Source organism: Bradyrhizobium sp. Pa8, assembly GCF_052588265.1.
The window spans coordinates 3,041,454-3,066,023 of record NZ_CP176767.1 but is presented as its reverse complement, the minus strand read 5'-3'; the positions used below and the strand labels follow the sequence as shown (position 1 = coordinate 3,066,023).

Sequence of the window (24,570 nt, the reverse complement as noted above, 5' to 3'; positions counted from 1 at the left end):
AACCCGTGCGGCTGATCCTGATCACATTGACGGCCCTTCTGCTCGCGAGCGTGGTCGGCGTCGGCGCGACCTGGATGACGACGACGCGCGGCACCGAGATCGGCGCGCTGACCATCGGCGCCTGGACCGCGCGGCCGCGCACCGGCACCGCCGACGTCGATCCCTATTCGCGGGCCACCATCGTGCGCAACGGCGAGCTGCCGATCGGCACCGGTGACGGCGTCGCCTTCACCGCGACCGCCGACGAGAAGAAGAAGGCACTCGACGGCCGCTGCGACGTCGTCGTCTCCGGCGTGACGCCGCCGGCGCGGTTCTGGACGCTGACGCTGTACGACCGCAAGGGCCACCTCGTCGCCAATTCGCTGCAGCGCTACGGCTTCACCAGCCAGGAGATCGTGCGGCTGTCCGACGGCTCGTTCGAGATCCGCATCGCCTCGCGCTCGCGCGCCGGCAACTGGCTGCCGACCGGCGGCATCGAGCGCTATGCGCTGATGCTGCGCCTCTACGACACCCCTGTCGGCGTTGCGACGCGCACCCAGCGCGACGCGCCGATGCCCACGATCAAGACGGTGGGCTGCTCATGATCCGCCTGATGTTCACCATCGTCGCGGGCGTGGTGCTGGGCCTCGTGGTCCATCTCGTCAGCGTGCTGGCGCTGCCGCGGATCGCGACACAGGACGCCTATTCGCGGCTAACGCCGATGACCAAGCTCAACGCCGTGACGCAGCTTCCCCTCGCCGATCCCAACAATTCGCCGATGCCGTTCATGGACCCGGCCTTCGCGATCGCGATCTGCCGCTATGACCTCACGGGCGGGCCGCTCAAGCTCACGGTGCCGGTGAGCCAGGCCTACACCTCGGTATCGTTCTACACCCGCAACGAGATCGCCTATTACGCCATCAACGACCGTTCCGCCGGCAAGAAGGTGATCGAGCTCGACCTCATGACCGAGCCGCAGCACAACGAGCTGCCCGAGGACGAAGAGATCACCGCGGCCGACCGCCTGATCATCGATTCCCCTGCGACCACCGGCCTGATCGTGATGAAGGCGCTCGCTGCCGAGCCCGGCCTGATGCCGCAGGCGCAAAGCACGCTTCAGGCTGCGACCTGTGCGCCGCAGACCGAGCCGCCCGCCAAGGCCGAGGCACCGCGCGGACGGCGTTGACGCGCGGCCGTTTCGGCGAGCCGCAATACAAAAAACTGAAAAACAACCCCATGCACAGTAGCGGGGGCATTGAAATCATTACGCTCTTCGGGCGGCGCCACGACGCTGCAGGGCTATGCGAGCGCGCCTTTGACACGTCGGGCAAAACACCGGCATACTGGCAACATCCAAAGTTCGTAACACCCGCGCGGAGCAATCCGCCGCGGGTTTTTTCATGTTGAAGCGACTGACATTATCGGAGAGCGAGTTGCGCCACTGACGCCACCAGTGACAATCCCGCGATCAGCAAGAGAGCCAACACCGTGTTGCGGAAGGTCTCGTCGTTGATCTTGCCGAAGAGTTTGAAGCCGGACCAAAGGCCCGCGACCATGAAGGGAACGCCTAATGCGTACAGCGTCAGCGTTTCCTTCGTAATGGTACCGGCTACGGCCTGAGAGCTCGAGATGACAACGAACGCCACGAACAGCACCGGCTGAAACACCGCGCGCTGCACGTCCTTGGGCCAACCGCGCCATTGGCAGGAAATCGTCGAGATCACGCCGCCGAGCCCCGTCAGGCCGCCGAGCAAGCCGTTGGAGACGCCAATGGCGATATCGGCTCCGACTCCGATCTTCACCGGAGCGAATACGGGCTTCGTCAGGCCGTAGATTGCGTAGAGCACCAGCAGGACCCCCACACCAAATCGGAGGTAGCTGGGGTTCAGGTAGGCGAGAGTGCTGACGCCGATCGGGATGCCGATGACGGTTCCGAGCGCGAGCGGCCAGGCTTTCCGAAGGTCGAGGACTTGTCGCAGCTTGAAGATGCCGTAGCCCTGCGTGAGCAAGCCGTAGCCTGCGATCAAGGTAGCGGTCTGCATCGGCGTGATGATGTGCAGCCATACGCCCGAGACCACGAGGCCCATGGCGAATCCGGAAAAGCCGCTGACGAAGCCGCCAGCGAGCGCGGCAAGTGCGAAGAGAGCGAAGACAAGTCCATCCATGGGTCGTCCCCCGGAACGAGGTGGCGAGCGCTTGGATGGGGTACCCATCTGATGGGGAGGTCGCGGGTCCCCTCGATCCCTCTCAACTCTTCGTGCTGGCAGTCTTGTCCAAGGCCGCGCGCAAGCCTTCGGCGAGCTTGACGGCGTCGTCGTTCGCCCAGAAGTGCATGAAGAAAAGCCGCGGCTGCTCATCCAGCATGTGGCTATGCAGCGCGGTCACCTCGATGCCGTGCGTGCGCAGCGCCAGAATGACAGGGTTGACCTCGTCGCCCGTCAGCACGAAGTCGCCCGTGATGGCCGCCCTCCCGCCCCCGGTCGGCTGGAAGTTGATACCGATCGCAACGCCCATTGGAGCGACGGGGGTCAACGGCATGCCGTCTTGCATGATCGGATCACGTCGCTTCACGTTGAATTGGTAGACGCCTCCATTGGCCTGTCCTTTGCTGCCGATGATCTGGTCGAGCTTCGCGGTGTCGAGGTCCACGGCGGGCGGCGGGCTCGCCGGCGCTGTGACGGTCAACGGAGTCTTGCTTTCGGCAAGTGCATCGTGGATCACAGAGGCGAGCTTGATCGGGTCCCCGTGCCCCGCAACATGCATGTAGAACGTCGCCGGACTCGCGCGCAGCAGATGATTGTGGATGGCGGTGATCTCGAGGCCGCTCGCGATCATTTTCGCCATCACGGGATTGATCTCGGTTTCGAGCAGCACGAGGTCGCCCATGACCATGGCGCCGCCGTGCGCAGGCTTGAACGCGACCCAGCCGCCGAGCGCCAGCGCCGGCTTGATCGTCACCCCGTCCAACGTCACGGAGAGGTCGCTGCGGGGAAAGCCGTAGCGGTGCACGTCGTCCGAGACGGCAGGCTTGCGGCCCAGCGTCTCGTCAACCTTCTGCCAGTCGACGTTCTGCGCTTGAGCCGTCGGGACGAAGCCGAGGAGGCAGGCGCCGAGACCGGCGAGCGCGAAGAGCGTGCTTCTCATGATTTTACTCCTGAGCTTGAGACAATCATTCGAGCCCCCGGCGCAGACGTCGCGATACCGGGCGACAAGACCATCGCGCAGGCGAAAGCCATCATCTTCATGTCATGCCTCAGTTTCGTTCCTTGATCTGGCCGCTGCTGTCGATCACGAGCCGCACTTCCTTGCCGTTCTTCATCGCCTTGGCGGTCGTGCCTTCGGCCGTCGACTTGATGTCGCTGACTTGCGAGTAGCCGGCGGCCTGGATCCTGGCGATCAGCTCGTCTTGAGTCAGCGCGCGTGCCGTCGGCACGCCCCCTGTGACCGCCAGAAGCAGAAGGGTGTGAAGGATTGTCCGTGTTCGCATGATCATTCTCCTGGTGGTGTCCCTGCCCCAGGTGAAGTGTTCGGCGAATCGATCGCAGGTTCGTGCCCGCAACGACACACAGCGGCGTGCCGTGCTGGACCGATACGAAGAGTGAGATGAAATCGAGATGGCGGATGACATGCTGCGTCCCTGGTGAAAGGCAGGACGCGATTCTTTGGCATGTCGCCTCGCGGGGAGATCGCAAGTCCCCGTCCCTCCCAATAGAAACCCGGAACGCCGGGCTGTCAACCGGCGCACGCCCGAGCGCACGTCACGAACAGTTCACACTTCGGATGGAACTGGGGCAACGACGACTTGAAACCTGCAAAACCATCTCACGTAGAGTACGCCGCTTTCAGCAGATAGGAGCCCGGGAACACCCTGCGGCATGCCCGGCTGCGGCAATCTGCCCGGCCGAGGGACTAGCCGAACCGATCGTCATGGGATATCCCCTCCAGGGGGATAGGATAATCCATGCCATGACGCAGCACGTCCACGAAAGCCATCCGGATATCATCAAGCGCCTGAAGCGGGCCGACGGCCACCTTCAACGGGTCATCGCGATGTTCGACGAGGGCCGCCCATGCCTCGATCTGGCGCAGCAGCTGCACGCCGTCGAGAAGGCGATCTCGGAAGCGAAGAAGGCCCTGATCCACGACCACGTCGATCACTGCCTTGATGCCGCCGCCAATGGCGGGACTGGCAAATCGACCAAGAACGTCCTCGCCGAGTTCAAGGCGATCTCGCGATATCTGTAGCGCGGAGCCTTCGATGTTCTCGACCAATCGTTCGGCCGCCGCCATCCTGGCTTTGCTTGCCGCGACTTGCGTTGCCTCGCCGGCGATGGCGCAATCGGCCGCGGCCCAATCAGCTAGCAAGCCGGCCGTCATCGTCATGGATGACGAGCGGATCAAGCTTGCCGACATCGAGCTGCGTGAGGCTGCGCCCGCATCGATCGCCCGGCGGCTATCGGTCCCGGGCACCATCGTTCCAGACTCCGGCCGCGTCTCCCATGTGTCCGTAAAACTCTCCGGCACCGTGGCCGAACTGCGCAAGAACATCGGCGACAACGTCGCCAAGGGCGAAATTCTCGCCGTGCTGGAAAGCCGCGAGGTCGCCGAAGCCAAAAGCGAATACCTCTCGGCCAAGCTCTCCAACGAGCTGCAACAGGATCTGACGGCGCGCGACAAATCGCTGCTGGAAGGACGCGCCGTTCCCGAGCAGCAATACATCAAGTCCCGCAACGCGGCGGCGCAGACCGAGATGCGCTTCGGCATCACGCGCCAGAAGCTGATGGCGCTCGGCGTTTCGGACGCTGAGATCTCCGCTCTGCCGCAGGCGGCCGACGGCACCCTCCGCAGCCAGAACATCCGTGCCCCGATCTCGGGGCGCATCGCCGAGCGAAGAGTCGAACAGGGAACGGCTGTCGGACGGGACAGTTTGGAGACCGAGCTGTTCGTCATTGTCGATCTCAGTCAGGTCTGGGTCGACCTGTCGGTCTCGTCGACCGATCTGCCACTCGTCCGGGAAGGCCAGACGGTGGACATTGCCTTGCGAGGTGTCGCCGAGACCGGCGTCGGCGAGATCGTGTTCGTGAGCCCCTTGCTCGACAAGGAAACGCGCGCGGCCCGCGTCGTCGCGGCCCTGCCCAATCCGGACGGCCGCTGGCGGCCGGGATCGTTCGTGACCGCGGGCATCGCGGTCGAGCGCCGCGATGTCCCCGTCGCAGTCCCGTTCAGCGCGGTGCAGACGGTCGACGGCCGCAAGGCCCTGTTCGTCCGGACCAAAGAGGGATTCGAGAAGCGCGATGTCGTCGTGGGGCGGCGCGACGGCCCGCTTGTCGAAATCGTCTCGGGACTTTCCGCCGGCGACACCATTGCCGCCTCGAACACGTTTTCGCTCAAGGCGGAGCTCTCCAAGCCCGGCGACGAGGACTGAGCGATGATCGAACGCATCGTCGAGTTTTCCGTCCACCGCCGCTGGCTGGTTGTGCTGGCGACGCTCATCGCGGCCGCCTCCGGCTTCTGGTCGCTGACGCGCCTTCCCATCGACGCCGTGCCTGACGTCACCAACGTCCAGGTCCAGATCAACGCGGCGGCGCCGGCCCTCACTCCGATCGAGATCGAGAAACAGGTGACCGTCGCGCTCGAGACCGCGCTCGCCGGCATGCCAGGCCTCGAGGCGACGCGCTCCTTCTCGCGCAACGGATTTGCGCAGATCACAGCGGTGTTTGCTGACCGGACCAATATCTACTTCGCGCGCCAGCTGGTCACCGAGCGCATCAACGACGCCAAGGGCAGTCTCCCGCCCGGCGTCGACGTCCGGATGGGCCCGGTGTCGACGGGGCTCGGCGAGATCTACTGGTGGGCCGTCGAATACGAAAAGCCGGGTGCGTCCGCGCCGGTCCGGGACGGACAGCCGGGATGGCAGACCGACGGCAGCTATCTGACGCCCGAAGGCGAGCTGCTCACCGACGATTTCCAGCGCACCGTTTACTTGCGCACGGTGCAGGACTGGATCGTCCGCCCGCAGATGAAGACCGTTCCGGGCGTCGCAGGCGCCGACGCCATCGGGGGATTCGTCAAGCAGTTCCAGGTGCAGCCCGATCCCGCGAAACTGATCAGCTACGGGCTGTCCTTCAAGCAGGTCATCGAAGCCATCGAAGCCAACAACATCAGCCGCGGCGCGAACTATATCGAGCAGAACGGCGAGGGCTATGTGGTGCGAGCCGCCGGCCGCGTCGAGAACCTGCAGGACATCGAGCAGATCGTGGTGACGACCCGGAACGGCATTCCGGTTCGGGTCAGTGACCTCGCCGACGTCGCGATCGGAAAGGAATTACGAACGGGCAGCGCGAGCGTCAACGGGCGCGAGGTCGTGCTCGGCACCGCCCTGATGCTGATCGGCGGCAACAGCCGGACGGTCGCAGCCGCCGCCGATGCAAAGATCAAGGACATCAGCAAGACCCTGCCGCCGGGCATCTATGCCCGCACTGTCCTCAATCGCACGCAACTCGTCGACGCCACGATCCACACGGTGGCCAAGAATCTCGCCGAAGGCGCGCTGCTCGTCATCGCCGTGCTGTTCCTGCTGCTTGGCAATTTTCGCGCAGCTCTAGTGACCGCTTTCGTCATCCCCATCACCATGCTGATCACGGCGACAGGCATGCTGCAGGGGCGGATCAGCGCCAATCTGATGAGCCTCGGCGCGCTCGACTTCGGCTTGATCGTGGATGGTGCCGTCATCATCGCCGAGAACAGCCTGCGTCATCTTGCCGAGCGGCAGAGAGAGCTTGGCCGTGCGCTGTCTCTCGACGAGCGCCTCGACACCGTCAAGGTCTCGACGTCGGAGATGATCCGGCCGTCGGTCTACGGCCAGATCATCATCATCCTGGTCTACACCCCCTTGCTCGCTTTCACCGGCGTCGAAGGCAAGACCTTCGAGCCGATGGCTTTGACCGTGATGATCGCGCTGGCCGTCGCGTTCGTGGTCTCGCTGACATTCGTGCCCGCCGCGGTCGCCATCTCGATCGGCGGCATGGTCAACGAACGCGAGAACATCCTGGTCCGGACGCTCAAGCGCTGGTACGCCCCGCTTCTCTCGGGCGCAATCACGAGACCCCTGCCCGTGGTTGCCGCCGCCGCGCTGCTCTTCGTCGGTGCGGTGTTCCTGTTCATGCGGCTCGGTCAGGAGTTCACGCCGACGCTGGACGAGAAGAACATCGTCATGGAGGTGAAGCGGGTGCCGAGCACGGCGCTGGCGCAGTCGCAGGCGATGCAGCTTCTCATCGAGAAGCAGGTCAGCAAGCTCGACGAGGTCGCGTTCGTGTTCTCGCGCACCGGCACGCCCGATCTCGCCGCCGATCCGATGCCGCCCAATGCGTCGGACACCTACATCATCGTCAAGCCGCAGGAGGAATGGCCAGATCCCTCCATGACGAAAGAGGACCTGATCAAGAAGATCGAGGCCGAGACCGCAAAACTGCCCGGCAACAAGGTCGGCTTCTCACAGCCGATCGAAATGCGCTTCAACGAGCTCATCGCCGGCGTGCGCGAGGATCTGGCCGTCAAGGTGTTCGGCGACGACTTCGCACAGATGCAGCGGACCGCGAGCCAGATCGCCAACGTCGTCCGCAAGATCGACGGCGCCGAGAGCGTGAAGGTCGAGGAAACCTCGGGACTTCCGTTCCTCGAAATCAAGATCGACAAGGCCGAGATCGCCCGGCGCGGCCTGAGCCTTGCGGCGGTGCAGGACCTCGTCGAGACCGCCATCGGCGGCACCGATGCCGGCCTCGTCTTCGAAGGCGACCGCAGATTCCGCATCGTCGTGCGACTTGCGGACGCGCTGAGGAACGATATTCCGACTCTCGAAGAGCTTCCCGTCCCGCTGCCCCGCGCGAACGCCAACGCGCCGGCTGCCTCGATTCCGCTGCGCACGATCGCCACGTTCGAACAGACCACCGGCTACAACCAGATCAGCCGCGAGAACGGCAAGCGGCGCGTGGTGGCGACGGCCGAGGTGCGCGGGCGCGACATCGGCTCGCTGGTCACCGAGGCGCAGCAAAAGGTTGCCGAAGGCGTGAAGCTGCCGCCCGGCAGCTATCTTGCCTGGGGCGGCCAGTTCGAGAATTTCGCGGTCGCGCGGCAACGTCTGGCGTTCGTGGTTCCCGGGGTCTTCGTCTTGATCTATCTCCTGCTGTTCGGCGCGCTTGGCTCGATGCGTGACGCCTTGCTGGTCTTCAGCGCGGTGCCGCTTGCGCTGACCGGCGGGATCGCGGCGCTATGGCTCCGCGGCATGCCGTTCTCGATTTCAGCCGCCGTCGGATTCATCGCGCTGTCAGGCGTTGCCGTGTTGAACGGCCTCGTCATGCTGACACAGATCCGCAAGCTGATCGCCGACGGCGTGGATCCGAAGCAGGCCATTGGCGAGGGTGCCCTGACGCGTTTCCGCCCCGTCGCAATGACCGCACTCGTGGCCTCGCTCGGATTCGTGCCTATGGCGCTGGCCACCGGCACCGGCGCCGAAGTTCAGAAGCCGCTCGCGACCGTGGTGATCGGCGGCCTGCTCACGGCGACACTGCTCACGCTGGTCGTCCTGCCGGCGCTATACGCCAAATTCGCCGTGCGCCCCGGGACGGCCGCCGAGAGCGGCGAGCCCGCGGCGATCATTCACGACCGCGCCGCCGAGTAGCCGCATGCTGTCCGTTCTCGCCAACCGAACTTATCGTCATCTGTTTGCAGCCCAGGTGATCGCGCTGGTCGGCACCGGCCTGATGACCGTCGCCCTCGGGCTGCTCGCCTTCCGCATCGCCGGCGTGAACGCCGGCGCGGTGCTCGGGACGGCACTGGCCATCAAGATGATTGCCTACGTGCTGATCGCGCCGGTGGTCGGCGGATTGGCCGGCAGGCTGCCGCGCCGTGCCTTCCTGGTGACCATGGACCTCGTGCGGGCGGCGGTCGCCATCGCGCTACCCTTCATCGATCAGGTCTGGCAGGTCTACATCCTGATATTCGTGCTTCAGTCGGCTTCGGCGTCATTCACACCGACGTTTCAGGCGAGCATTCCGGACGTGCTGCCCGACGAGCATGCCTACACCCGCGCGCTGTCGCTGTCGCGCCTTGCCTACGACATGGAAAGCCTTCTGAGCCCGACGCTCGCGGCCGCACTGCTCACGCTGATCACGTTCAACTGGCTGTTTTTTGGGACAGTGATCGGCTTCCTGTGCTCGGCCGCGCTGGTCGTCTCGGTCACGATCCCGCAGCCGACGGCCGTACGCCGCCGCGGCTTCTACGACGACACCACGCGCGGCATGCGCATCTACCTTGCCACCCCGCGCCTTCGCGGTCTGCTCTCGCTCAACCTCGCCGTGGCCGCAGCCGGATCGATGGTGTTCGTCAACACGGTGGTCCTGATCAAGAGCGCGATGGGCGGCAACGACGGAGACGTCGCGCTGGCCCTCGCGTGCTTCGGCGGCGGCTCCATGGTGGCGGCGCTGCTGCTGCCTCGCCTGCTCGACCGGCTGCCCGATCGCAGGATCATGCTGCTGGCGGCGACGATGCTGACTCTCGTTCTGCTGGTCTTCGGATCGGCGTTCGCCTCCCTTGGGGGAAGCGGACGCCTCTACTACGCGCTGCTGGCGACATGGGCGCTGCTGGGGGTCGGGTACTCGGCTGTCATGACCCCATCCGGACGCCTGCTGCGCCGCTCCGCCGATGCAGGCGACAGGCCGGCCGTGTTCGCCGCGCAGTTCGCACTGTCCCACGTCTGCTGGCTGATCACCTACCCGATCGCCGGCTGGCTGGGATCGACCGCGGGCCTCGCGCCGACCTTTTTCGTGCTGGCCGCGGTGTCGGTCGCCGGTATCGCGCTTGCGGCAAAACTCTGGCCTGCAGCCGATCCCGAACAGGTCAGCCACGCTCATCCCGACCTATCCGTGGATCATCCGCACCTCACGGGCAAAGGTGAGCATGCCCACGCTTACGTCATCGACGATCTTCATCCGAAATGGCAGTGAATTGGCCCTAGGCATGAAACGACGGCTGCTTTGCCGCTTGAACCGTCCGCGCCCACCACAGCGCCAGCGGCCCAAGCGCAATTCCCGCCGCAAGAACGATGAACGCCAGCAGCCAGCCGGTCGCGCTCTGCGGGCCGCCGGCCGCGTCGAGCGCGGCGCCGGTTCCCCAGGCTCCAACCGCCGACAGACCGAAGCCGACCGTCGAATGCAAGGCCAGGGTCGCGCCGCGATGTTCGGAAGTCGCCGCGGCAGACATGCCGGCAGTCAACGCACCTGAATCGGCGGGCACGGTCAGGCCATAGGCGAGCAGCAGCAATGCAAGCACCCATGCCGGCGCCGTCGCGTTGAGCCCGATGATAAGTGCGACGCAGGCCGATGCGATCATGACAATCGTGATCGCCCGATGGCGGCCGAATTTCAGCGCGGCCTCGTTGCCGAGGATGCTTGCGGGCATCGAGATCACCGCGAAGCAGAAGCTCAGCACGACGGGGCTCAACCAAGACGGCGCGCCTTGGTGCGCAACGACGAAGGTCCAGAACCCGACCAGCCAGGTGCGGATGCCGTAAAGCTCGAAGCAGTGCGCGCCGTAGCCGAGGATGTAACCGAGCGCCTCGCGGTTGGCGAAGACGGGCGCGAAGTTGAGCAGACGCCCCGCCTTCGGCGCGGGCCGCTTCTCCCGCATCAGAAGGCACGCGATGACCATGGCGACGGGGCCGAAGCCGGTGACGAGGAAAGCGATCCGCCATCCCCAGCGGTCGGCGATCAGTTGCGCGACCAGGAACGAGAGGCCAACGCCGACCGAGAAGCTCGAAGTGTACAACGTGACGGCCCGCGAGGTGTCACCGGGGGGAAGCCGGTCCGTCAGCGCCTTCAGGCCCGGCATGTAGGCGCCGGCAAAACCAAGTCCTGCAAGGGACCAGATCGCGGTCGCCGACCAGAACCCTTGTGCGAAGATTCCGAACGCTGCGGTCGCGAGCCCGCTGACGATCGAGCCCCAGAGCAGGACAATCCGCGCGTCGATCCGGTCGGTCAACGTCGTCAGCACGGGCACCGCGAGCATGTAGCCGAATGCATAACCGCTTGCCATCAGCCCGCCTTCGGCGGCGGAGAGGCCCCACTCCGGCATCAAATGCTGCGCCAGATTTGCGGACAAGGTCACATGCGGCAGCAGGTTGCCGACCTGCCCTATGCACATCACCGCAATCAGAGACCGACCGCCGAGCTTACGAATTCTGTTCTCCCACCTGAAGCGGCGTTGATGTTGCCTGCTCCGTACGAAGCAGCAAGAGCGCGAAGAAGGCCGAGACCGAAACGAGTGCGCTGATCCACAGCGCACTGCTGCCGATGTGCTCCACCATCAGCCCCAGTGCGAGCGGCGCGGCGGCACCCGTCAGTCTAGAAGGCAGCGAGATCATACCGACCCGCCTGCCGAATCCGGCCGGCCCAAACAGCGCCAATGGAAGCGTCCCACGGGCAATGGTGATGATGCCGTTGCCCGCTCCGTACAGCACCGTGAAGGTCGACGCGAGCAAGGGTCCGCCCACCACCAGCGCAACGACGCCGATCGGATTCATGAGCATGGCCAGCCTCGCCGAGAGCAGCGGGTGAAATCGGGCGAGCCATCCTGCCTCCAGAAGGCGCGCGCCGACCTGCGCAGGCCCCACCAACGCGCCCGCGAGCAAGGCCTGAGCCGGTGTGGCGCCGAACGCAACCAGCATGGTCGGCAGAATGGCCGAGATGCCCGAACTGACGAAGCTAGCTGCCGCGAACATGTAAGCCAGCAGCACCATCGCGAAGGTCTCGCTCTGGCGTCCGGACTGCTGGATTGCACCCGGCCCCGGTCGAGCCTGCTGGTCCAATGGGACGGCGCGCGGCAGCGAGAGATTGAGCGGTAACGCAACAGCGATATGGATCGCCGCCCATACCTGGCAGGCGACGCGCCAGCCGTACTCCGACGCGAGCCAGGTCGTGAGGGGCCAGCCGAGCGTGCTGGCGAAACCGGCGATCAGCGTGATGCCGGTGATGGTTCGTCGTGCTTGGGTGCCATAGATGCGCGCAAGCGTCGCGAAAGCCGCCTCATAGAGGCCCATGCCCATGCCGATCCCGAGCAACGCCCAGGCCGCAATCAGCACCGCCACGCCATGGGCCACGGACAGCAGGATCAGGCCTGCCACAAACACGAGGTTCGAAATGGCAAGCAGGCTGCGCCCGCCAAACGTATCGATCGCATGCCCCACGCGCGGGCCGAGCAGGCCAGAGATGACGAGCGCTCCCGACAGCGCGCCGAACACGTAAGTCGGCGCGAGACCGAGATCGCGCGCAATCGGCGCGGCCAGGATGGCCGGGAGGTAATAGCTCGACGCCCATGCAACCGTTTGCGCGGTGCCGAGCGCGACGACGATGCCGAGCGGACCTCGGGCCGGGCCCGCAGGAACTTGCATCATGAACAACCGCACCCCGCAGCGCCGGCCTTCTTGGCTGTTTCGTCGGCGGCGCAGCAGGCGGACGACTCCTCCTTCGCAGGGCCGCCGCAACATCCCGATGCAGTTCCGGCAGCCTCGACACCACCACGCGTGCAGACGCCGGTCTCCGGCAGCACAAGCTCCACCCTCGCCGCCGCCTCCTTGTCGCCAGCGAGATCGGCCGCGATCGATCGGACCTGTTCGTATCCAGTCATCATCAGGAACGTCGGCGCACGGCCATACGACTTCATGCCCGCCATGTAGAAGCCCGGCTCATCATGCGCGAGCTCGCGTGCACCGTGCGGACGCACCGTGCCGCAGCTATGCTCGTTGGGATCGATCAGCGGTGCCAGGGCGACCGGTGCTTCGATGGCGGGATCGAGCCGCAGACGCAACTCAGACAGGAACGAGAAGTCAGGACGGAAACCTGTCGACACGATCAGTTCGTCCACGACCACGCTTCGCCCACCGCAACAGGACCCGGCCGCGATCTTGAGGCGACCTTCGGAGTCCGAGAGGTGCGTGACGCCGAATTCGGTCTCGACCCTGATCTTTCCGGAGGCAACAAGCGCGGCGAAGGCGCTGCCGAGTTCGCCACGTGCGGCGAGTTTATCGTTGCGGCCGCCGCCAAAAGCCTTCGCGGGATCGGCGCCGCGCAACAGCCAGACGGGCTGCGTACCCGGCACTTCGTCGGCGAGATACACGAGATCAATGAGAGTACCAACCGCGGAGTGGCCCGCGCCCAAGACAGCAACGGTCTTGCCAGCATATCTGGAACGAGCGACACCCCGGACATCCGGCATGCCGTAAGCAATACGGTCGCCGCATTCGGACTCACCGATCGCCGGCAAGCCGTTGCGTCCGGCCGGATTGGGGGAGAACCATGTGCCTGAGGTATCGATCGCGGCATCTGCACGCAGAACCTCGGGCCCCTTGCCGTTCTGATAGCGGATTTCAAAAGGCGCCTGCTCTCTGCCCCTGGTCTTTGCCTTGTCGAAGCCGACGCGGCTGATGGCTGTGACGCGGCTGGAGGTCCGGATCACCTCGCGCAGCGACGTTCGCATCGCAAGCGGCGTCAGGTATCGATCAAGCAGTTCACCGCCGGTCGGATAGGATTGCGGGTCCGGCGAATTCCATCCCGTCGGTGCAAGCAGGCGCGCGGCGGCCTTATCGACATTGTACTCCCACGGCGAGAAGAGCTGGACCTGCTGCCACTGGCGGACGGCGCATCCGGCTTCGGGTCCGGCCTCGAGCACAATGGGGCACATGCCGCGTTCGAGCACGTGCGCGGCCGCAGCCAGGCCGACCGGCCCTGCCCCGATGATGGCAACTGTCTTTCCGTCGCTCATTTCGATACTCTCGTCTTTCTAGAATTATCGAACAATTCGGCAAAAAAATCAGGCCGCCGATCTGGTATCTTTGCATTCGGTTTCGTCGGCACAGCACTCCGACACCAGGAAATCCACCAGGCCCCGCATCCCGTCGTAGTTCGCGTGGCAGACCAGGGTCGTGGATTCGCGGACCTGACTAATCAGCCCGACCGCAACCAGAGACTTGATGTGATGAGACAGCGTCGATGCCGGGATCTTCAGCTTGTCCTGCAAGCGGCCAACGGGCAGGCCCGATCGTCCAGCGCGGACCAGGGCCCGATAAATCTGAAGCCGCGTCCGGTTACCCAGAGCTTCCAAGCGTGCTGCTGCGTCATCGATCTTCATGACCATAGGATGCGCCGATCCGCCCTCGCCGTCAACCGTATTTCTAGAATATTGGAAATATAGGGGCGACCGCCCCGCGGCGGGACGGCTTCAGCAGCACTTTCCGTTCTGCTGTATCGGCGGACAAGGGACCGATCCGTACGAACAGAAGACGCAGCAATCGCCGCTCGTCGGCTTGAGCCGGGTCCCGCATCCCTTGCAATCGTAGAAGAACTGACAGGCGTCACTCGGCATGGTTTCGGCTGACGCGTGATGACAGACCGGACACGTAATGACCGATTGGTTTTGCATTGCCGGCTTTCCTCCTTCGCGAGACACAACGCATTCTAGATGCGGTAATGGGCCCGGCTCCGAGCAAGGGGTCATGATGGTGGCTGTCCCCCGATAGATGATGAAACGGGGTCACGATTTGAGTCGGCCCCAAGCATCTGGAGACGGAGGACAGCCGTGGACAATTATGCCGGAATCGACGTGTCATTGGAACTGTCGAGCGTGTGTGTTGTGGACGCCCAGGGTAAGATCCTGAGGGAAGCAAAGGTCGCAAGCGAGCCCGGCGCCTTAGTTGAGCTTTTTGAGGCGCTCGGCTTTGCAGTGAAGCGGATCGGGCTGGAGGCTGGGCCGCTGTCGCAATGGCTGCATGCGGGCCTGAGAGGTGCAGGATTCGAAACAGTTCTGCTGGAAACGCGGCACGTGAAGGCCGCGTTGTCTGCAATGACGGTTAAGACGGATCGGAAGGATGCCCGCGGGATCGCCCAGTTGATCCGGATGGGGTGGTATCGATCGGTACACGTAAAGTCGGTTGACGCGCAAGAGATCCGGGCACTCCTGATCGCACGCAAACAGCTTCTCGGGCGGCTCATCGATGTAGAACTAAGTATCCGAGGGATTTTGCGCGGCTTCGGTCTGAAGGTTGGTCCGGTGACGCGAAGGAATTTCGAAGCGCGGATTCGAGAGCTGGTTGCGGGCCAGGCGACATTGGAGCGCATTGCCGATGCGATGCTTTCGGCGCGATCGACCCTGAAGGCAGAATACGGAAGGCTACACAAGGCTGTGCTGGCAGCTGTGCGTGACGATGCGGTCTGTCGCCGGCTGATGACAGTGCCAGGCGTTGGTCCCCTAGTGGCTATTACCTACAAATCGGCGATTGATGATCCTAAGCGCATTGCAAAGTCAAAGGCAGCAGGCGCGCTGTTCGGGCTCACACCAAAGAAATATCAATCGGGAGAAAAGGACGTCACGGGCGGAATCACGCTGGCCGGCGATGAGACGGTGCGGACGGTCTTGTATGAAGCCGCCAACGTTCTGCTATCGCGTATCACACGGTTCTCGAAACTCAAGCGCTGGGGGATGGACGTCGCCAAACGGCGAGGCTCGAAGCGCGCAAAAGTCGCCCTGGCACGTAAGCTCGCAGTGATCTTGCATCGGATCTGGGTCGACGGCACAACTTACCGATGGGCTGAAGCGGGGCCGATAGCGGCATAGAACAGGCGGAGGAAATTAAGAACGCAACCGGGCTGAACTGAAGCCCAATGCCCGAAGTCCCGTCGCCGGGACGGTGGATCCGGTGAAGCCGTTACACGCCCAGTGGCCGTCGTCTGACGAACCACGCGTATCTAGATAGGCTCACCGCTCCCTCTGACAGCATGATGTGGCGGCCAGGCGTCGACCACGGACAGAAGCATGAGCTCGGCGGCGTGACGTTCACTCGGGAGGCTTGACATCATCGGGCCCATTACAGAAGGGCGTGTACTCATAAACCCGATCAGCCCGCGCGGAGGTAGGGCCCGTGTCCGTTTAGTCTTCAAGACCGGACATGGCCAGTTCGCCCTAGCTAGTCCGCTAAGGGCCAGAACCGGACATCATCCTTGCTGGCGAAAGTCTTGATTTAGGTCAACACAGGTGGATCCAGATGCGTGACATGACCCGACGGGGAGGAACCTTCAATGTCGAAGCCTTTGCGCGTCCGTCGAGTAGGCCAGCTCGCCTCTGTGTTTTTCTGGCCGGTACTCATTGCTCCAGCTTTGGCGCAGAGTGCGCCTCCACCCAAGTATTCGGCGGATATTCCGTCTTACATTACGACGCCAGACAGCGTCGAGACGCGCATCGGCACCTTGAAGTTCAACAACGGTGTACCCGATGAGAAGACCATCCAGGCGGTTTACGACCAGATCGATTTCGGTCGTGGCATCGAAGCGTTCCTGAAGGGCATGCCCGCTACATCCGTCTATGCAGGTTGCAAAGGCATGGACAGTGTCGGCGTGAAGCGAAATCAAGGTATTGGCATTACGGAAGACTTGATGGATGCACGCTCGCTTTTCCTGACACCCAACACCACCACCGTCTACGTCATCTCCTGCATCGATCTCAAGGATGGGCCAATAGTGGTGCAAGTCCCACCCGGTGTATTAGGTCCTGTCGATGACGCGTATTTTCGCTGGGCAACCGACGTGGGTCTAACGGGACCTGATGCTGGACGCGGTGGAAAGTATCTGTTCGTGCCTCCGGGCTATACCGGCACTCTGCCCACCGATGGGTACTTTGTCGTGAAGCCGAAGACTAATGGGCTGATCGCGTTTTACCGTGCATTCGTGAAAGGTGGGGACATCGCCGCTGCTGTGCGAAACGTGAAGGAGTACGCAAAGATTTTTCCGTTGTACGGTCTGACAGACGCGGGCGACCCACCGGCACCCTCCTTCGTTAACATCTCAGGCTTGAAGTTCAACACGATCAGCTCCAACACTTTCCGCTTCTATGAAGAACTAGATGCGGTCGTGCAGAATGAACCTGCCGACTTTGTTGATCCTGATTTGGTCGGACTGTTCGCAGCCATCGGCATCCAGAAGGGCAAGCCGTTCGCGCCCGACGCGCGAATGAAGGCGATACTGACAGACGCCGTGGCGGTCGCTAACGGGTTCGCTCGGGCGAACCTGTTCTCTTCGCGGGACCCTCGAACGAAGATTTACCCCGACCGTCAGTGGGTCACGCCTTTCGTTGGGGGCAGCTATCAGTTCCTGAGCGGAGCTGAACGCTTATTGGACGCCGAGGCCATGTTCTTCTACTACGCGACCGGCATCACTCCGGCGATGTCGATGGCAAAGGTTGGAACGGGGTCCGCCTATGCTGGCGCATTCCGTGATGCGAAGGGAGATGAGTTCGACGGAGGCAAGACCTACAAGATCACTCTCCCCGGTCCCATCCCCGCAAAGGAGTTTTGGTCTTTTGTGGTTTACGATAACCAGACGCGTTCGTTGCTCGAGACAGACCAGAAGGACGCCGGTATCGACAGCAACGCAAAGGGGATGAAGAAGAACGCCGATGGTTCCGTAACGGTTTGGTTCGGTCCCAAAACCCTCGCCGGGCAGGAGGGCAACTGGGTTCAGACAATACCGGGAAAGGGTTGGAACGTGCTGCTCCGGTTGTATGGCCCTCTTGAGCCGTGGTTCGAGAAGAGCTGGAAGCCGGGGGACATCGAGTTGGCACAGTAAATGCCGCTTGGTTCGAGCGGAGTGTCTATGTCCGCTTCGGGTCACAAGCCGCCGATCACGCTCAATGTGGCAGACTTCCGCTTTGCGTTCGTAAGCCGACGCTTATGAGTACACGCCCTTCTGTAATGGGCCCGATGATGTCAAGCCTCCCGAGTGAACGTCACGCCGCCGAGCTCATGCTTCTGTCCGTGGTCGACGCCTGGCCGCCACATCATGCTGTCAGAGGGAGCGGTGAGCCTATCTAGATACGCGTGGTTCGTCAGACGACGGCCACTGGGCGTGTAACGGCTTCACCGGATCCACCGTCCCGGCGACGGGACTTCGGGCATTGGGCTTCAGTTCAGCCCGGTTGCGTTCTTAATTTCCTCCGCCTGTTCTATGCCGCTATCGGCCCCGCTTCAGCCCATCGGTAAGTTGTGCCGTCGACCCAGATCCGATGCAAGATCACTGCGAGCTTACGTGCCAGGGCGACTTTTGCGCGCTTCGAGCCTCGCCTGGGCGGCGGCGATCAAGGTGAGACCTTAGCGACAATCAGGATGAGACTGCGCCGATGGGGACGGACCGAAGGGAGGGCGTAGCCCGACCGGAGGACCGTCCCCATCGGCGCCGCGTTTTTCGGACCCGTCTGGCGGCCGGGTGCGGCTGGTGCAAGCTGTTGATTCGTCTCGACAAGAGGGAATCGATGCCTTGCCTGGCCTTCACATCACCGACCACCAGATGAGGCTGTACATGACCTACCGACTGACATTGTCCCCCGAGGCCGCCGCGGCCAAGGCGGGGTTCTCGAAAGCGAGCGCGTATCGGATCGAGAACGATTTGCGCCTGCCATCGCAGAAGAAGGCGCCGAGGGGCCGGCGACGGTCCGATCCGCTCGATCCCTATTGGGACGCCGAGATCGTTCCGATCCTGAAGGCTGCGCCCGGCATCCGCGTGATCGGCGTGCTCGACGAGCTGCGCCGCCGGCATCCCGACCTCAACCCCAACATCCGACGCACGCTGGAGCGGCGCATCAATGCCTGGCGGGCGCTCAACGGCCCTGAACAGGACGTGATCTTCCGCCAGGAGCACGAGCCCGGTCGTCTGGGTCTGTCCGACTTTACCGATACAAGCCCGCTCGGCATTGCCATCGCGGGTGAGGCGCTCGATCACCGGCTCTACCACTTCCGGCTGGCGTTCTCCGGCTTTGAGCATGCCCATGTCGTGCTCGGCGGAGAAAGCTTCGTCGCCCTGGCCGAGGGCTTGCAGAACGCCCTGTGGGCGCTCGGCGGCGTGCCGCGGGAGCATCGCAGCGACAGCCTGTCGGCAGCATTCCGCAATCTGGCGGCCGACGCGCGGGAGGATCTGACACAGCGCTACGCCGCGCTGATGGGCCACTACGGCATGGCGCCAACGCGCAACAATGCGGGCATCGCACACGAGAACGGCTCGATCGAGAGTGCGCACGGTCATCTCAAGCGAGCGCTGGAGGATGCGCTATTGCTGCGGGGCACGCGCGACTTCGCCAGTCTCGATGCCTACCGGGCTTTTGTCGACGAGATTGTCGGCCGGCGCAACGCCAACCTCGCCAAGCGGATCGCGCTCGAAAAGGAAGCACTAGTGCCACTGCCGAAAGGCCGCACGACCGACTTCGAGGAGAAGGTGATCCGGGTGACGTCGTCAGGCGGCTTCATCCTGCGGCGCGTGTTCTACACTGTGCCTTCAAGACTGATTGGCCATCGCCTGCGTGTGCGCATCTTCGACGACCGGCTCGAATGCTTCCTCGGCGTCACGCCGGTCGGGACGCTGCGGCGCGGGCGGCCTGTGTCGGAGAACCACGGCGGGCATGTCGTTGATTATCGGCACGTCATCCATGCCCTGCGGCGCAAGCCGATGGCGCTCGTCAATCTCGTCTATCGCGATCAGCTCTTCCCGCGCGCGGCTTACAAGCGCCTCTTCGAGACCTTGCGGGAGCATGGCGACGACCGGCGCGCCTGCAAGGTGACGGTCGAGCTTCTGGCCCTGGCCCATGAGCGAGCCTGCGAAGCCGAGCTCGCCGAGGCGATCGCGACCGCTCTCGATGCCGGACGGTTACCCGATCTTGCGGCATTGCGCGATCGCTTCCGACCCGAGGCGGCCTCGATCCCGAGTGTCGCCGTCAAGCTGGCGTCGCTCGACGTCTACGATGAGCTGGCCTCCGTCAGCATCGTGTCGGCCCACTCGAACCTGGGAGGAGCAGCATGACCGGCATAGCGACCTCAATCGATGCCGCCCGCGTCGAGCTGCTGCTCAATGAGTTGCGCCTGCCCGGCGTCAAGGCGATCTGGCCGAAGCTCGCCGCGCAGTCGGACAAGGAAGGCTGGCCCGCCGCCCGCTTCCTTGCGGCCCTTGCCGAGCACGAGGCAGCCGATCGCACCCGCCGCCGCATCGAACGACACATGGTGGAAGCGCGTTTGCCCGCCGGCAAGACGCTCGCCACGTTCGAGTTCGAGAGCGTGCCGATGCTGTCAAAGGCACAGGCGATGGCGCTCGCCGCCGGTGACGTCTGGTTGAAGACCGGCGCCAATCTGCTGCTGTTCGGTCCACCCGGCGGCGGCAAGACCCATCTCGGCGCAGCGATCGGCCTGGCTCTCGTCGAGGACGGTTGGCGCGTTCTCTTTGCACGCACCACTGATCTGGTGCAGCGGCTGCAGGTGGCCCGGCGCGAGCTGGCGCTGGAGTCCGCCATCGCCAAACTCGACCGCTACGACCTCCTGATCCTCGACGACATCACATATGTGAGCAAGGATCAGGCGGAGACCAGCGTACTGTTCGAGCTGATCGCCACCCGCTACGAGCGACGCTCGCTGCTGATCACGGCCAATCAGCCGTTCGGCGAGTGGGGCCGCATCTTCCCCGATCAGGCGATGACGCTGGCGGCGATCGATCGCCTGGTGCACCACGCCACGATCCTCGAGATGAACGTCGAGAGCTACCGTCGAAAAGTTGCTCTCGATCGCAGGCGCGGTCCAGGCCGGCCGCCGGTTCACGCCACTCCAAATGAACTCGAGAAGGCGGTGACTGACGCTGGCAATGCCGCTTGATTGTCGCGCAGCGTCAATCAAGCCTTGCCAAGCCCGCAGCCAGCGTCAATTATCTTCTGACTCGGCCGCCTCGTCTCATCTTGATTGACGCGCCGCTCTCATCCTGATTGTCGCGCCATACTCGCCGTTTGGCGACGTCCATCCCCCAGCGCTTGAGTTTCGAGAACCGTGTGATACGCGATAGCAGAACGTTGGCGGCTTCATACAAGACCGTCCGCACCGTCTCATCGCCGGCCAGCGTGATTCCGCCCGTGACGTCCTTTTCTCCCGATTGATATTTCTTTGGTGTGAGCCCGAACAGCGCGCCTGCTGCCTTTGACTTTGCAATGCGCTTAGGATCATCAATCGCCGATTTGTAGGTAATAGCCACTAGGGGACCAACGCCTGGCACTGTCATCAGCCGGCGACAGACCGCATCGTCACGCACAGCTGCCAGCACAGCCTTGTGTAGCCTTCCGTATTCTGCCTTCAGGGTCGATCGCGCCGAAAGCATCGCATCGGCAATGCGCTCCAATGTCGCCTGGCCCGCAACCAGCTCTCGAATCCGCGCTTCGAAATTCCTTCGCGTCACCGGACCAACCTTCAGACCGAAGCCGCGCAAAATCCCTCGGATACTTAGTTCTACATCGATGAGCCGCCCGAGAAGCTGTTTGCGTGCGATCAGGAGTGCCCGGATCTCTTGCGCGTCAACCGACTTTACGTGTACCGATCGATACCACCCCATCCGGATCAACTGGGCGATCCCGCGGGCATCCTTCCGATCCGTCTTAACCGTCATTGCAGACAACGCGGCCTTCACGTGCCGCGTTTCCAGCAGAACTGTTTCGAATCCTGCACCTCTCAGGCCCGCATGCAGCCATTGCGACAGCGGCCCAGCCTCCAGCCCGATCCGCTTCACTGCAAAGCCGAGCGCCTCAAAAAGCTCAACTAAGGCGCCGGGCTCGCTTGCGACCTTTGCTTCCCTCAGGATCTTACCCTGGGCGTCCACAACACACACGCTCGACAGTTCCAATGACACGTCGATTCCGGCATAATTGTCCACGGCTGTCCTCCGTCTCCAGATGCTTGGGGCCGACTCAAATCGTGACCCCGTTTCATCATCTATCGGGGGACAGCCACCATCATGACCCCTTGCTCGGAGCCGGGCCCATTACCGCATCTAAACGCGGCGAGTTCGGACATTCAATTGACGCCTTATCGTCATTTCTATAAATCTGGATATATGGAATCTGAAGAAGCCGTCCTCGCGCTCGCCGCCCTCTCCCAATCGACCCGTCTGGAGGGCTTCCGGACGCTGGTCCGACACGAGCCCGATGGCCTTGCGGCCGGCGACCTCGCACGTCTGCTGGAAGTCCCGCCGAATACGCTTTCGGCTCATCTCTCGATCCTGACGCGTGCCCGCCTCGTCACCTCCGAACGGCGCAGCCGGTCGATCGTCTATCGCGCCAATCTTGCGGAGTTCAGGGACGTTGCGGTTTTCCTGCTTCGGGATTGCTGCGGCGGCCGGCCGGAGGTTTGCGAACCGGTTGTCGAGAGCCTTCAAGCCTGCTGCTCGCCCAAGCGAAAGGAGCGAAGCCGTGCCTGACCAGATGTACAATGTTTTGTTCCTGCGCACCGGCAATTCGGCGCGCTCGATCTTCGCCGCGTCGATCCTTCGCAAGGACGGAGCCGGCCGCTTTCAGTCCGAGATCGGACGCTCCGAGGGCGCCACACATTCAACGCCGAAGGCCGGCTGATGGACAATTTCGACCTCTCGCGACGGCTTGCAGCCGAAGCGCTCGGCACCGGCATTCTCGTCGCCACCGTCGTCGGCTCCGGCATCATGGCGGAGACGCTGACCAAGGACGTGGCGCTTGCGCTTCTGTGCAATACCCTGCCGACCGGAGCCATTCTGGTTGTCCTGATCACCGTGCTCGGTCCGATCTCCGGCGCGCATTTCAATCCCGCGGTGACCCTCGTCTTCACCGGCAAGCGCGAGCTTCCGGTCAACGATGCCGTGCTCTACGTGGTTACGCAGATCGCCGGCGGCATCGCGGGGACGATGGCCGCGCATCTGATGTTCGGACTTCCCCTGCTCGATTTCTCGACGAAGGTTCGAACGGGCGGGCCGCAATGGTTCGCCGAAGCGGTCGCCGCCTTCGGTCTGGTCGCGACGATCCTGGCCGGCATCCGATTCCAGCGGACCGCGGTTCCCTGGCTGGTGGGCCTTTACATCACGGCAGCCTATTGGTTCACGGCCTCCACGTCGTTTGCAAATCCGGCGGTGGCCATCGCGCGGTCGCTGACAAACACATTCTCGGGCATTCGTCCGACCGACCTGCCCGGATTCGTCCTTGCGGAGCTCTGCGGAGCATTCGCCGGCCTGCTGTTGATGAACTGGCTGCTCGGGCACTCCAGGGCCCGCGGCGCCGTACAAATTGCGGAGACCACCCGATGAGCGTGACGATCTATCATAACCCTGCCTGCGGCACCTCGCGCAACACGCTTGCGATGATCCGCCAGAGCGGCGCGGAGCCCACTGTCATCGAATATCTCGAGACCCCGCCATCGCGCGAAACGCTCAAGCAGCTGATTGCAGCGATGGGCATTCCGGTTCGCGCATTGCTGCGCGAGAAGGGCACGCCGTACAAGGAGCTCGGCCTCGCCGACCCCAAATGGACCGACGACCAGTTGATCGATCAGATGCTCGCGCATCCCATTCTCATCAACCGCCCGATCGTCGTGACCTCGAAGGGCACGCGCTTGTGCCGCCCCTCCGAGGCCGTCGCCGATCTCCTCGACAATCCGGTCGGCCGGTTCGTAAAGGAAGATGGCGAGGTGGTCGAAGCGTAACAGGAAACTCATCGACCCTAACGCTCTTCGGTGGGATGCACCCATTTGTATGGCGTGATGCTTTGGGTGGCGGTCAGCTTGATCATGTGGACGGGCGGTGCGGAACGTCCCTTTCGGCATGATCGGCACTTGAGGGACGCTTCCAGCTTCCAGATCGGTGTATCGCGCGGCCGGCGGATCGCATCGAGCGGCAGGCTCGCACGCGCCTTGCACCTGTTGCACTCGACCTCGAGCCAGTCCATGCCGCCGTTGAGACATTGCGCGATTGTCGGAGACGGCTGTGAGGGTCCGCCATAACCTTCCATGCGGACCGACCAGGCTTCGGCTTCCGCGCGATCAGCCTCACGGACCGCCTTCCTGGCTTCGTCGCGGGCGTGCCTGGCGGAAATGTCCGCCCCCATGATCCGACCGCTCCAGATGACCTCTCGTGATTTGGTGCCCATGCCGCCATCAAAGCGGCGTCCGACCGCGCTGGCAAATTATCGATCGCTAGTAGGTCGAGTGGGCAATTCGACACTGCGTGTCGTGGGTGTGGAAAACTGACGTTGCAGATTCCATCGCGAAGCGTCGGCTACCAAAAATTGGAACAGTGCGGTACGTCCCAAACCCGCGCGACGCCTTAGAACTGGAACGGTGTGACCGACACGGAAAGTTTGCCATCCTTCGATTCTTGTACGGCAAACTCGATCTCTTTCGAGGCCTTCACATCACCAACGGTGACTGAAATCGCGCCGCTGCATTGCAGGGTTCGCTTGTTGTTGCTGGACGAGGTCGTCACGATCTTCTCGCCGAGAAGATAGAGCGGCTTGTTGTTTTCCAGGCTCGCTTTTGCAGTCGAGTTCTTGGCGGCGAATTCGACCAACGGATTGCGATGATCGTCTGAAACACTATCGAGCACCGCCTTTCGCGTTTCAGGGGAGTCGCACTCGGGTTTTGCGTCGCAGCTTCCGAGAGACATGATCACTGGCAAGCTCAAAAGAACGAGTAGCCGACTGGGAAAACACTGCATTCAGTATGCTCTGTGTGGTTGAACACAG

At 63.4% G+C, this 24,570-nt stretch carries 23 protein-coding genes and 3 pseudogenes; 14 read left to right on the top strand and 12 right to left on the bottom strand.

All coding sequences use genetic code 11. From position 1 onward, the window contains the following. Window positions 1-5: 5 nt before the first annotated feature. Window positions 6-584 carry a DUF1214 domain-containing protein gene (locus ACKWRH_RS13870; RefSeq protein ID WP_445220997.1) on the top strand — a complete coding sequence of 193 codons (579 nt, stop codon included), beginning with the start codon at window positions 6-8 and terminating at the stop codon, window positions 582-584. Continuing rightward, a complete protein-coding gene (locus ACKWRH_RS13865; RefSeq protein ID WP_445220996.1) occupies window positions 581-1,165 on the top strand; it encodes a DUF1254 domain-containing protein in 585 nt (194 codons plus the stop codon). Before ACKWRH_RS13870 ends, ACKWRH_RS13865 begins: the two co-directional genes overlap by 4 nt. Window positions 1,166-1,397: 232 nt before the next feature. Here ACKWRH_RS13865 and ACKWRH_RS13860 read toward each other — a convergent pair whose 3' ends face one another. The 3 genes from ACKWRH_RS13860 to ACKWRH_RS13850 form a co-directional block, all read right to left on the bottom strand. Further along, complete coding sequence (locus ACKWRH_RS13860) at window positions 1,398-2,144, bottom strand: sulfite exporter TauE/SafE family protein (RefSeq protein ID WP_445220995.1); 747 nt, start codon at window positions 2,142-2,144, stop codon at window positions 1,398-1,400. An 82-nt stretch (window positions 2,145-2,226) separates the two neighbouring features. Then, window positions 2,227-3,123: a DUF1259 domain-containing protein gene (locus ACKWRH_RS13855; RefSeq protein ID WP_445220994.1), complete on the bottom strand. Its 897-nt coding sequence runs from the start codon at window positions 3,121-3,123 to the stop codon at window positions 2,227-2,229. 109 nt (window positions 3,124-3,232) lie between these two features. Continuing rightward, the gene (locus ACKWRH_RS13850) at window positions 3,233-3,466 is read right to left on the bottom strand and encodes a hypothetical protein (protein WP_445220993.1); all 234 of its coding nucleotides are present in this window, start codon (window positions 3,464-3,466) and stop codon (window positions 3,233-3,235) included. A gap of 479 nt (window positions 3,467-3,945) precedes the next feature. Here ACKWRH_RS13850 and ACKWRH_RS13845 point away from each other — a divergent pair, with 479 nt between their 5' ends. From ACKWRH_RS13845 to ACKWRH_RS13830, 4 genes are read left to right on the top strand one after another with little or no spacing between them, the layout of a single operon-like run. Further along, window positions 3,946-4,224, top strand: coding sequence for a metal-sensing transcriptional repressor (locus ACKWRH_RS13845; RefSeq protein ID WP_445220992.1), 279 nt, complete (start codon window positions 3,946-3,948; stop codon window positions 4,222-4,224). Between the two features lie 13 nt (window positions 4,225-4,237). Beyond that, window positions 4,238-5,404 (top strand): efflux RND transporter periplasmic adaptor subunit, encoded by a 1,167-nt coding sequence (locus ACKWRH_RS13840; protein ID WP_445220991.1) that lies wholly within the window; start codon window positions 4,238-4,240, stop codon window positions 5,402-5,404. 3 nt (window positions 5,405-5,407) lie between these two features. Next, entirely contained in the window at window positions 5,408-8,656 is a 3,249-nt protein-coding gene (locus tag ACKWRH_RS13835; protein ID WP_445220990.1) for an efflux RND transporter permease subunit, read from the top strand. A 4-nt stretch (window positions 8,657-8,660) separates the two neighbouring features. Continuing rightward, window positions 8,661-9,980 carry an MFS transporter gene (locus ACKWRH_RS13830; RefSeq protein WP_445220989.1) on the top strand — a complete coding sequence of 440 codons (1,320 nt, stop codon included), beginning with the start codon at window positions 8,661-8,663 and terminating at the stop codon, window positions 9,978-9,980. A 7-nt stretch (window positions 9,981-9,987) separates the two neighbouring features. Here ACKWRH_RS13830 and ACKWRH_RS13825 read toward each other — a convergent pair whose 3' ends face one another. The 5 genes from ACKWRH_RS13825 to ACKWRH_RS13805 form a co-directional block, all read right to left on the bottom strand. Then, window positions 9,988-11,175: an MFS transporter gene (locus ACKWRH_RS13825; protein WP_445220988.1), complete on the bottom strand. Its 1,188-nt coding sequence runs from the start codon at window positions 11,173-11,175 to the stop codon at window positions 9,988-9,990. Between the two features lie 28 nt (window positions 11,176-11,203). After that, entirely contained in the window at window positions 11,204-12,424 is a 1,221-nt protein-coding gene (locus tag ACKWRH_RS13820) for an MFS transporter (RefSeq protein ID WP_445222394.1), read from the bottom strand. Continuing rightward, a complete protein-coding gene (locus tag ACKWRH_RS13815; RefSeq protein ID WP_445220987.1) occupies window positions 12,421-13,791 on the bottom strand; it encodes an NAD(P)-binding protein in 1,371 nt (456 codons plus the stop codon). The genes ACKWRH_RS13820 and ACKWRH_RS13815 overlap by 4 nt, the downstream gene beginning before the upstream one ends. Window positions 13,792-13,839: 48 nt before the next feature. Then, window positions 13,840-14,157: an ArsR/SmtB family transcription factor gene (locus ACKWRH_RS13810; RefSeq protein WP_445222393.1), complete on the bottom strand. Its 318-nt coding sequence runs from the start codon at window positions 14,155-14,157 to the stop codon at window positions 13,840-13,842. Between the two features lie 90 nt (window positions 14,158-14,247). Then, window positions 14,248-14,448, bottom strand: a complete 201-nt coding sequence (locus ACKWRH_RS13805; RefSeq protein ID WP_445220986.1) for a GDCCVxC domain-containing (seleno)protein — start codon at window positions 14,446-14,448, stop codon at window positions 14,248-14,250. Window positions 14,449-14,604: 156 nt separating this feature from the next. Here ACKWRH_RS13805 and ACKWRH_RS13800 point away from each other — a divergent pair, with 156 nt between their 5' ends. Together ACKWRH_RS13800 and ACKWRH_RS13795 are read left to right on the top strand one after the other, a co-directional pair. Further along, window positions 14,605-15,639, top strand: a complete 1,035-nt coding sequence (locus ACKWRH_RS13800) for an IS110 family transposase (protein ID WP_445216185.1) — start codon at window positions 14,605-14,607, stop codon at window positions 15,637-15,639. A gap of 461 nt (window positions 15,640-16,100) precedes the next feature. After that, window positions 16,101-17,642 (top strand): DUF1254 domain-containing protein, encoded by a 1,542-nt coding sequence (locus tag ACKWRH_RS13795; RefSeq protein ID WP_445220985.1) that lies wholly within the window; start codon window positions 16,101-16,103, stop codon window positions 17,640-17,642. Window positions 17,643-18,018: 376 nt separating this feature from the next. Here ACKWRH_RS13795 and ACKWRH_RS13790 read toward each other — a convergent pair. Beyond that, a pseudogene (locus ACKWRH_RS13790) lies at window positions 18,019-18,138 on the bottom strand (IS110 family transposase); the annotation flags it as partial. Window positions 18,139-18,329: 191 nt separating this feature from the next. Between ACKWRH_RS13790 and istA the strand changes: the two are divergent. Beyond that, the gene (gene istA, locus ACKWRH_RS13785) at window positions 18,330-19,862 is read left to right on the top strand and encodes an IS21 family transposase (RefSeq protein WP_445220984.1); all 1,533 of its coding nucleotides are present in this window, start codon (window positions 18,330-18,332) and stop codon (window positions 19,860-19,862) included. Further along, a complete protein-coding gene (istB, locus tag ACKWRH_RS13780; RefSeq protein ID WP_445219607.1) occupies window positions 19,859-20,701 on the top strand; it encodes an IS21-like element helper ATPase IstB in 843 nt (280 codons plus the stop codon). The genes istA and istB overlap by 4 nt, the downstream gene beginning before the upstream one ends. Window positions 20,702-20,822: 121 nt before the next feature. Here istB and ACKWRH_RS13775 read toward each other — a convergent pair. Further along, window positions 20,823-21,743, bottom strand: a pseudogene (locus ACKWRH_RS13775) (IS110 family transposase); the annotation flags it as partial. A gap of 180 nt (window positions 21,744-21,923) precedes the next feature. Here ACKWRH_RS13775 and ACKWRH_RS13770 point away from each other — a divergent pair. The 4 genes and pseudogenes from ACKWRH_RS13770 to arsC all read left to right on the top strand — a co-directional run bounded on the left by ACKWRH_RS13770 (window position 21,924) and on the right by arsC (window position 23,533). After that, complete coding sequence (locus ACKWRH_RS13770) at window positions 21,924-22,286, top strand: ArsR/SmtB family transcription factor (protein ID WP_445220983.1); 363 nt, start codon at window positions 21,924-21,926, stop codon at window positions 22,284-22,286. After that, a pseudogene (locus ACKWRH_RS13765) lies at window positions 22,279-22,416 on the top strand (arsenate reductase ArsC); the annotation flags it as partial. The gene ACKWRH_RS13770 and the pseudogene ACKWRH_RS13765, both read left to right, overlap by 8 nt. Window positions 22,417-22,436: 20 nt before the next feature. After that, window positions 22,437-23,138, top strand: a complete 702-nt coding sequence (locus ACKWRH_RS13760; protein WP_445220982.1) for an aquaporin — start codon at window positions 22,437-22,439, stop codon at window positions 23,136-23,138. After that, window positions 23,135-23,533 carry an arsenate reductase (glutaredoxin) gene (gene arsC / locus ACKWRH_RS13755; RefSeq protein ID WP_445220981.1) on the top strand — a complete coding sequence of 133 codons (399 nt, stop codon included), beginning with the start codon at window positions 23,135-23,137 and terminating at the stop codon, window positions 23,531-23,533. The genes ACKWRH_RS13760 and arsC overlap by 4 nt, the downstream gene beginning before the upstream one ends. Window positions 23,534-23,550: 17 nt before the next feature. Here arsC and ACKWRH_RS13750 read toward each other — a convergent pair whose 3' ends face one another. Then, a complete protein-coding gene (locus ACKWRH_RS13750; protein ID WP_445220980.1) occupies window positions 23,551-23,976 on the bottom strand; it encodes a hypothetical protein in 426 nt (141 codons plus the stop codon). A 176-nt stretch (window positions 23,977-24,152) separates the two neighbouring features. Beyond that, window positions 24,153-24,497 (bottom strand): hypothetical protein, encoded by a 345-nt coding sequence (locus tag ACKWRH_RS13745; RefSeq protein ID WP_445220979.1) that lies wholly within the window; start codon window positions 24,495-24,497, stop codon window positions 24,153-24,155. Window positions 24,498-24,570: the final 73 nt, after the last annotated feature.

Excerpts from the sequence above, each read along its gene's own strand:
- ACKWRH_RS13750 (WP_445220980.1), bottom strand. The coding sequence starts at position 23,976 with ATGGGCACCAAATCACGAGAGGTCATCTGGAGCGGTCGGATCATGGGG.
- ACKWRH_RS13860 (WP_445220995.1), bottom strand. The coding sequence starts at position 2,144 with ATGGATGGACTTGTCTTCGCTCTCTTCGCACTTGCCGCGCTCGCTGGC.
- ACKWRH_RS13845 (WP_445220992.1), top strand. The coding sequence starts at position 3,946 with ATGACGCAGCACGTCCACGAAAGCCATCCGGATATCATCAAGCGCCTG.
- ACKWRH_RS13830 (WP_445220989.1), top strand. The coding sequence starts at position 8,661 with ATGCTGTCCGTTCTCGCCAACCGAACTTATCGTCATCTGTTTGCAGCC.
- ACKWRH_RS13825 (WP_445220988.1), bottom strand. The coding sequence starts at position 11,175 with ATGTGCATAGGGCAGGTCGGCAACCTGCTGCCGCATGTGACCTTGTCC.
- ACKWRH_RS13795 (WP_445220985.1), top strand. The coding sequence starts at position 16,101 with ATGTCGAAGCCTTTGCGCGTCCGTCGAGTAGGCCAGCTCGCCTCTGTG.
- ACKWRH_RS13850 (WP_445220993.1), bottom strand. The coding sequence starts at position 3,466 with ATGCGAACACGGACAATCCTTCACACCCTTCTGCTTCTGGCGGTCACA.
- ACKWRH_RS13770 (WP_445220983.1), top strand. The coding sequence starts at position 21,924 with ATGGAATCTGAAGAAGCCGTCCTCGCGCTCGCCGCCCTCTCCCAATCG.
- ACKWRH_RS13760 (WP_445220982.1), top strand. The coding sequence starts at position 22,437 with ATGGACAATTTCGACCTCTCGCGACGGCTTGCAGCCGAAGCGCTCGGC.
- arsC (WP_445220981.1), top strand. The coding sequence starts at position 23,135 with ATGAGCGTGACGATCTATCATAACCCTGCCTGCGGCACCTCGCGCAAC.
- ACKWRH_RS13805 (WP_445220986.1), bottom strand. The coding sequence starts at position 14,448 with ATGCAAAACCAATCGGTCATTACGTGTCCGGTCTGTCATCACGCGTCA.
- istB (WP_445219607.1), top strand. The coding sequence starts at position 19,859 with ATGACCGGCATAGCGACCTCAATCGATGCCGCCCGCGTCGAGCTGCTG.
- ACKWRH_RS13840 (WP_445220991.1), top strand. The coding sequence starts at position 4,238 with ATGTTCTCGACCAATCGTTCGGCCGCCGCCATCCTGGCTTTGCTTGCC.
- ACKWRH_RS13865 (WP_445220996.1), top strand. The coding sequence starts at position 581 with ATGATCCGCCTGATGTTCACCATCGTCGCGGGCGTGGTGCTGGGCCTC.
- ACKWRH_RS13855 (WP_445220994.1), bottom strand. The coding sequence starts at position 3,123 with ATGAGAAGCACGCTCTTCGCGCTCGCCGGTCTCGGCGCCTGCCTCCTC.
- ACKWRH_RS13815 (WP_445220987.1), bottom strand. The coding sequence starts at position 13,791 with ATGAGCGACGGAAAGACAGTTGCCATCATCGGGGCAGGGCCGGTCGGC.
- ACKWRH_RS13820 (WP_445222394.1), bottom strand. The coding sequence starts at position 12,424 with ATGATGCAAGTTCCTGCGGGCCCGGCCCGAGGTCCGCTCGGCATCGTC.
- ACKWRH_RS13835 (WP_445220990.1), top strand. The coding sequence starts at position 5,408 with ATGATCGAACGCATCGTCGAGTTTTCCGTCCACCGCCGCTGGCTGGTT.
- ACKWRH_RS13810 (WP_445222393.1), bottom strand. The coding sequence starts at position 14,157 with ATGAAGATCGATGACGCAGCAGCACGCTTGGAAGCTCTGGGTAACCGG.